The sequence below is a fragment of the Weissella sp. DD23 genome, assembly GCF_001579105.1.
GTDB classification, from domain to species: domain Bacteria; phylum Bacillota; class Bacilli; order Lactobacillales; family Lactobacillaceae; genus Weissella; species Weissella cibaria.
In genome coordinates this window covers 193824-199515 of the sequence record NZ_KQ970394.1, presented here as the reverse complement: position 1 = coordinate 199515, position 5692 = coordinate 193824, and the positions used below count along the sequence as shown (strand labels likewise).

Sequence of the window (5692 nt, the reverse complement as noted above, 5' to 3'; positions counted from 1 at the left end):
GAATCGAAGTGATCTTCGATTGAACGCTTTGACTTTCCATCGACGATAACAATATCTTCGATACCTGAAGCCAAAGCTTCTTCGATGATAAATTGAATCGTTGGCTTATCAACAATTGGCAACATTTCCTTGGCCAAGGCCTTAGTTGCTGGCAAAAAACGAGTTCCCAAACCTGCTGCTGGGATAATAGCCTTACGTACTGGCTTCATATGAATTTACTTCCCTTCTTGTGAAACTGGACGACCCATCAACTCATTGATGGCTTCCTTGATATCTTGACCTTCGTACAAGACGCGATAAATTGTAGATGTAATTGGCATTTCAACGTGCTTCTTCAAGGCTAGCTCGTGCGCAACCTTAGTCGTTGAAATACCTTCGATGACCATCCCCATGTTTTCGACGATGTCATCAAGCTTCTTACCTTCACCCAATTGCACCCCTGCACGATAATTACGTGAGTGCACTGATGTGGCAGTAACAAACAAATCACCAACGCCTGACAAGCCCATGAATGTAATTGGGTTCGCACCGAATGCTTGACCCAATCGGCTAATTTCAGCCAATCCACGAGTGAACAATCCTGCCTTGGCGTTTGCATCAAATCCCAGGCTCTCAAGGGCCCCTGCACCAATAGCAATCACGTTCTTGAGAGCCGCCCCAAACTCGGCTCCAATCAAATCAGTGTTCGTGTATACACGGAAGACATTATTAGTAAAAGCTGCTTGCACACGTTCGGCAGTTGCCAAATCTTCGCTAACAGCTGATACCAAAGTTGGGTCATGCTTGATAACCCCTTCAGCGTGTGATGGACCAGAAATAATTCCAAGTCCCAAACGTTGCGTCGCTGGTACCTCTTCAGCAAGCATCTCTGATGCGCGCTTATAAGTACCAGGCTCCAATCCCTTTGTTGCGGCAATCAACACAATTTGTTGATCCAACTCTGCCAAGACTTCAGACAAGTGCTTTGATACCTCACGTGTGGCCTTCGTTGGCACGACGCTCAACACGATGGTTGCATCACGCACAGCCTCAGTCATATCTGCAGTGGCAACGACACCCTCGTCGAGTGGGTTATCACCAAGATACTTGCTGTTGCGGTGTTGCTCATTAATCTCAACTACTTGTTCAGGCTTGTACGTCCAAAGACGCACGTCATGCCCGTTCTCGGCAGCAACATTTGCGAGGGCCGTTCCCCATGAACCGGCGCCAAGCACTGCAATCACTTCATTGCTCACAATGTTCCTCCTTGTTGTTAGTGCTGGTCTGACGCCAAAACTAACACAATAATAATACCATAAACCATTAATTTGAAAATGCTTTAAAGTGAAAAGCCCCGTCACAACGGGGTTTTCTTAATAATTTCGCTTAATTTTCCGAATTTTCGGCAATTAGACGATTTAAATTATCATTAAATGTTTCCGTTGCATCAAAGCCCATCTTCTTAGCACGGAAATTCTTAGCTGCCGTTTCAATCAAAACAGCCAAGTTACGACCGGTTTGAACTGGCAACACAAAGCGTGGCAAATCGACACCTTGGATGCGAATGTTCTCTTCACCATTTCCAAGACGGTCAACCTTTTGATCATCTGTCCACTTAGCCAAGTGCAAGTTAAAGGCAATCGTTGCGTGTGAACGCACCGCACCAGCACCAAACAAGTTCATGACATCAATAATCCCAACACCACGCAATTCCATCAAATTACGCAAAATAGCAGGTGGCTCACCAACAAGGCGTTCCTCATCTTGCGCGTACACGTCAACACGATCATCCGCAATTAAACGGTGACCACGTTGCACCAATTCTAGCGCGGTTTCAGACTTACCAACCCCTGAATCACCGGTGATCAGCACACCAAGTCCAAAGATATCAACCAGAACCCCGTGAACTGATTGGCGTTCAGCCAAACCACCACTTAAGAAGTAAGTCATATTCGACAAAATTCGTGATGATGTCAAATCAGTTGCCAATACCGGAATCTTCGCCTCAATTGCCGCTTGCATAAACTCTTCGGGCAATTGGCGTCCGGTTGAAACGACAAAAGCTGGTGTATTGGGTTGCATCATCTTGCGTGCAACCATCAATAACTCATCGTGGTTCATACGGTGGGCAAATGACGTTTCCGTAATTCCCATCAATTGCACGCGTTCTGGTGCATAGTAATTGAAGTACCCGGTCATTTCCAAACCAGGCCTTGAAATATCTGCCGTTGTAATTTCGCGATCCAGATACTCCTCACCAGCCACCAAGTTTACGTGCGTGTTGGCCAGCAAATCTTTAACTGTAATCTTCTTTGCCATATCCGTTGTCTTCCTTATTTTTCAGCATCGTCTTTACGACTAAAGTAACTTGAGATAATCAAATTAACAATCGACATCACCACTGCGATGAAAACCGCCCAGCCAAAACTAGCAAAGCGGAACCCATCCCCAATAATCTGCGAAGCGAGCCAAAGTACTACCCCATTCACGATCAACCCAAACAAGCCAAAAGTTAAAATAGTAAATGGCAGCGCCAATATTTGGAGCACAGGCTTCACCAAAGCATTTAACACACCTAAGATTAATGCTGCTAAGATGGCTGTCACAAAGTTACTAATGTAAAGACCTTGGTGGAACAATCCCGCCAAAGCAAGCAACATCACTGTATTGATTAGCAATCGTTGCCAAAACGAGAAACGACGAAAAGTAACTGTTTTCATATTCATCCCCCAGGTTTTAATACTTTCATTATAGCAAACCATATCGCAACATGTTATGAAGAAACAATAAAACGCCATTTGCATCACACAAATGGCGTTTTTTCAAACTACTGTTGTTTTGGTGTAAACAGATTATCAAATGGTGATTGTCCGTTATTAGCCACCTGTGTCAAAAACATTTTTACCGCTTGTTGCGTTGTTAAACCATTGCGACGAAATACCTCATCGGCTGCATTACGAATTTCTTCTTCAATACGAATTTGAATTAGCTTCTCCATGGTCATATCCCCCAATCGCATGTAACTTACATACATATTATAGCGCATAAAACTACATATGACCTTAAATTGGCTATTTTCAGGACACAATTGGATGCAAAAAACGCCGGTCCGAAGACCGACGTTTTCCGCTTGGCAATGCTAGAATTGACATGCTCTAGCTCATGTGGTGGTTGCCCACCAGTCAACGTACACCAACGGTCGAAACCGAAGTTAGTCATGTGCAGAGAAGCGAGTTCCACAACTCCCTATCTCATCCTCCAGCAATGCGGCTGTTATATGAGGACCGTTTACAAAGATCAGAACATGATCTTCTCGACTCATCGCATAACAATTAGTATACACACTCTGCTAACCATGTGCAAGTAAAAGAAATTCGGACACGCAATGACAAACTTTCACAACATTTTAGGCTATAATGCAAATGAAATCACAAAAACCAATCACTGTTTAATCTCATAAATATCTCACGGTAAACGCTTACATTATTGTATCATTAGGTATATAATAAAATACATCAAAGGAACACATACATATGTGCTTCCTAAGGATTACAAAAGGATGGTACAGAACCATGGCAGAAGATAAGATTGCATACAAGAACATTTTGGCGCCCGTTGACGGTTCAAAGATTTCAACGGTGTTAGTTGAGAAGGCAGCTGCGGTTGCCGTTCGTAACAACACGACGTTGGATTTGTTGTACGTCATCGATACAAACTCATTGTCAGGCTTGGCCGGCATGTCAATTTCTGGTGATGTGGTTTACCAATTGGTACAAGACGCCGAAGAAAAGTTGGCTAAGTACCAAGAACTTGCTCACAACGAAGGCGCTAAGGATGTTAACATCCACGTCCGTTTTGGTTCACCAAAGACGGTTATCGCCCGCGACTTCCCTGCTGACCACGGTAACGAATTGATCATGCTTGGTAAGTCAGGCTTGAACACGTTGGAGCGTTTGTTGGTTGGTTCAGTTGCCTCATTCGTTGTTCAAAACGCCAAGTCAGACGTTTTGATTGTTCAATAGTTAAAAGAACAAGAAAGACGTCGACCAAACTCGCAGGTTGATGTCTTTCTTTTTTTGGACACATAACCATCTAGCCCTTTTCTATAACTAGTGGTATGATAATATCCATCAACGTTTTATTAAAATGTTATTAGAGTAATTTTTAATTTCTCATTATTCGATAAAGTCGAGGATCCATCTATGAAGATTATCGGTAACACGTTGGAGACGATTCACAAGTTTCGTCACGAGAATGTTAGTCAGCGTCTAGTGTCAGATCCATTTTTGGCAACTAAAGCTGCATTGGGTGCAAATCGTAATATTAAATTGCAACTCTTGTACTTAGACACAAACGACACCTTCTACTTGGTAGAAAACACCTCATCAATTGCACGTTCATTGCAATATAATGATGGTGCCGTGATTGTAAGTGAATGGTCAACGGTTGATTTTATCGCTTTGATGCAAAGCTATGATAAGCCCGGCTTTGATAACTATTTCCAACTTTTGGTCAACAACACCGCTGCTGCGCGTGATGCCCAAACGGAAAGTGCTGGTTAACGTAACAATGCCATGTCTCAACTTCGAGGCATGGCATTTTTTATGAATGCTTTACTTTGCTTCCTTCACAACATCGATTGATGTGACCTTAACTGGATCAACTGGCTTTGACTTTTCGCCTGACCCATTATCCTTTACCTTCTGGTCAGCAATCTCATCAACAACCTTCATCCCAGAAATAACTTGGCCAAAGACCGTGTAAGATCCGTCCAATGATGGATTTCCACCCTTCTTGTAGGCTTGGAAGATCTTTTCTGGATAATCAGATTGGCTAATCTTGCTTGTTTGATCATCGCTGTTTTGGTTAATGAAGAATTGTGAACCGTTGGTATCAGCACCAGCGTTGGCCATTGATAGGGCCCCACGAATGTTGAATAGTGACTTACTGATTTCGTTCTTGAAACCATTCCCACTATCAATCTTCTTATTCTTGCCCTTCCAAATTGACGCACCACCTTGGCCAGTTCCCTTGGGGTCACCACCCTGAATCATAAAGTCCTTTACAACACGGTGGAACGTTGTGTTGTTATAGTAACCTTTTTTAGCGTGCGTAATGAAATTCTTAACTGCCAAAGGTGCATACTTGTTGAACAACTTAATCTTGATGTTCCCCTTTGACGTATGCATCACCACTTCACTCTCGTTCTTGGCGACCTTTGTAGAAAGTTGTGGTGTTGGTACATTTGGTTGTTGTGCTGACTTCATGGCAAAGCCAACACCCCCAGCAACCAAAATGACAGCCACAACGGCAATAATAATTTCTGGTTTAATCTTTTTCATGGATTAAAACTCCCACCTGTCGTTATTCTGCTAAGACGCAGTACAACTAATTATACGTTGCTTAGCTTTAGAAAAACATCAAATTTCAGTAATCCATAAATAATTGTAAAGCTACTCGATAATTTTTTTGTCATCAAGTCGTTGCTTCAATATGTATCCGGGCAGGGAAGAACCCGGGTTTTAGAAACAAGAAAATTCGAGAGAGAACTTGCATCTAAGAGTAGGAAAATTTAGCTTAAAACGTGAGTAGCCGCATAATTAACCTATCAGGAGCGATGAAAAAATCCCTCCTGATAAGTTAGTTTACCTCTAATAAATCATCCACCATAAAATTTCCCGTACTATTATGTCACGTTCACTAATCAGAAATA

General features: G+C 42.7%; 8 protein-coding genes. 2 read left to right on the top strand and 6 right to left on the bottom strand.

The genetic code is table 11. The features are described 5' to 3' along the window. From WEIDD23_RS08375 to WEIDD23_RS08355, 5 genes are all read right to left on the bottom strand, one after another. Positions 1-209, bottom strand: a 209-nt coding sequence (locus WEIDD23_RS08375; protein WP_242865477.1) for a sugar phosphate nucleotidyltransferase, incomplete at its 3' end; no start/stop codon positions are given. A 6-nt stretch (positions 210-215) separates the two neighbouring features. After that, complete coding sequence (locus WEIDD23_RS08370; RefSeq protein WP_010370039.1) at positions 216-1235, bottom strand: NAD(P)H-dependent glycerol-3-phosphate dehydrogenase; 1020 nt, start codon at positions 1233-1235, stop codon at positions 216-218. A gap of 130 nt (positions 1236-1365) precedes the next feature. After that, entirely contained in the window at positions 1366-2298 is a 933-nt protein-coding gene (hprK, locus tag WEIDD23_RS08365; protein WP_010370041.1) for an HPr(Ser) kinase/phosphatase, read from the bottom strand. A gap of 14 nt (positions 2299-2312) precedes the next feature. Continuing rightward, the gene (locus WEIDD23_RS08360) at positions 2313-2699 is read right to left on the bottom strand and encodes a phage holin family protein (protein WP_010370044.1); all 387 of its coding nucleotides are present in this window, start codon (positions 2697-2699) and stop codon (positions 2313-2315) included. Between the two features lie 107 nt (positions 2700-2806). Continuing rightward, a complete protein-coding gene (locus WEIDD23_RS08355; protein ID WP_010370047.1) occupies positions 2807-2977 on the bottom strand; it encodes a type II toxin-antitoxin system RelB/DinJ family antitoxin in 171 nt (56 codons plus the stop codon). A 574-nt stretch (positions 2978-3551) separates the two neighbouring features. Here WEIDD23_RS08355 and WEIDD23_RS08350 point away from each other — a divergent pair. Both WEIDD23_RS08350 and WEIDD23_RS08345 read left to right on the top strand, forming a co-directional pair. Then, the gene (locus WEIDD23_RS08350) at positions 3552-4001 is read left to right on the top strand and encodes a universal stress protein (RefSeq protein ID WP_010370050.1); all 450 of its coding nucleotides are present in this window, start codon (positions 3552-3554) and stop codon (positions 3999-4001) included. 180 nt (positions 4002-4181) lie between these two features. Beyond that, a complete protein-coding gene (locus tag WEIDD23_RS08345) occupies positions 4182-4541 on the top strand; it encodes a hypothetical protein (protein ID WP_010370055.1) in 360 nt (119 codons plus the stop codon). Positions 4542-4592: 51 nt separating this feature from the next. Here the strand turns inward: WEIDD23_RS08345 and WEIDD23_RS08340 are convergent, their stop codons facing one another. After that, entirely contained in the window at positions 4593-5321 is a 729-nt protein-coding gene (locus WEIDD23_RS08340; protein WP_010370059.1) for a peptidylprolyl isomerase, read from the bottom strand. Positions 5322-5692 lie beyond the last annotated feature (371 nt).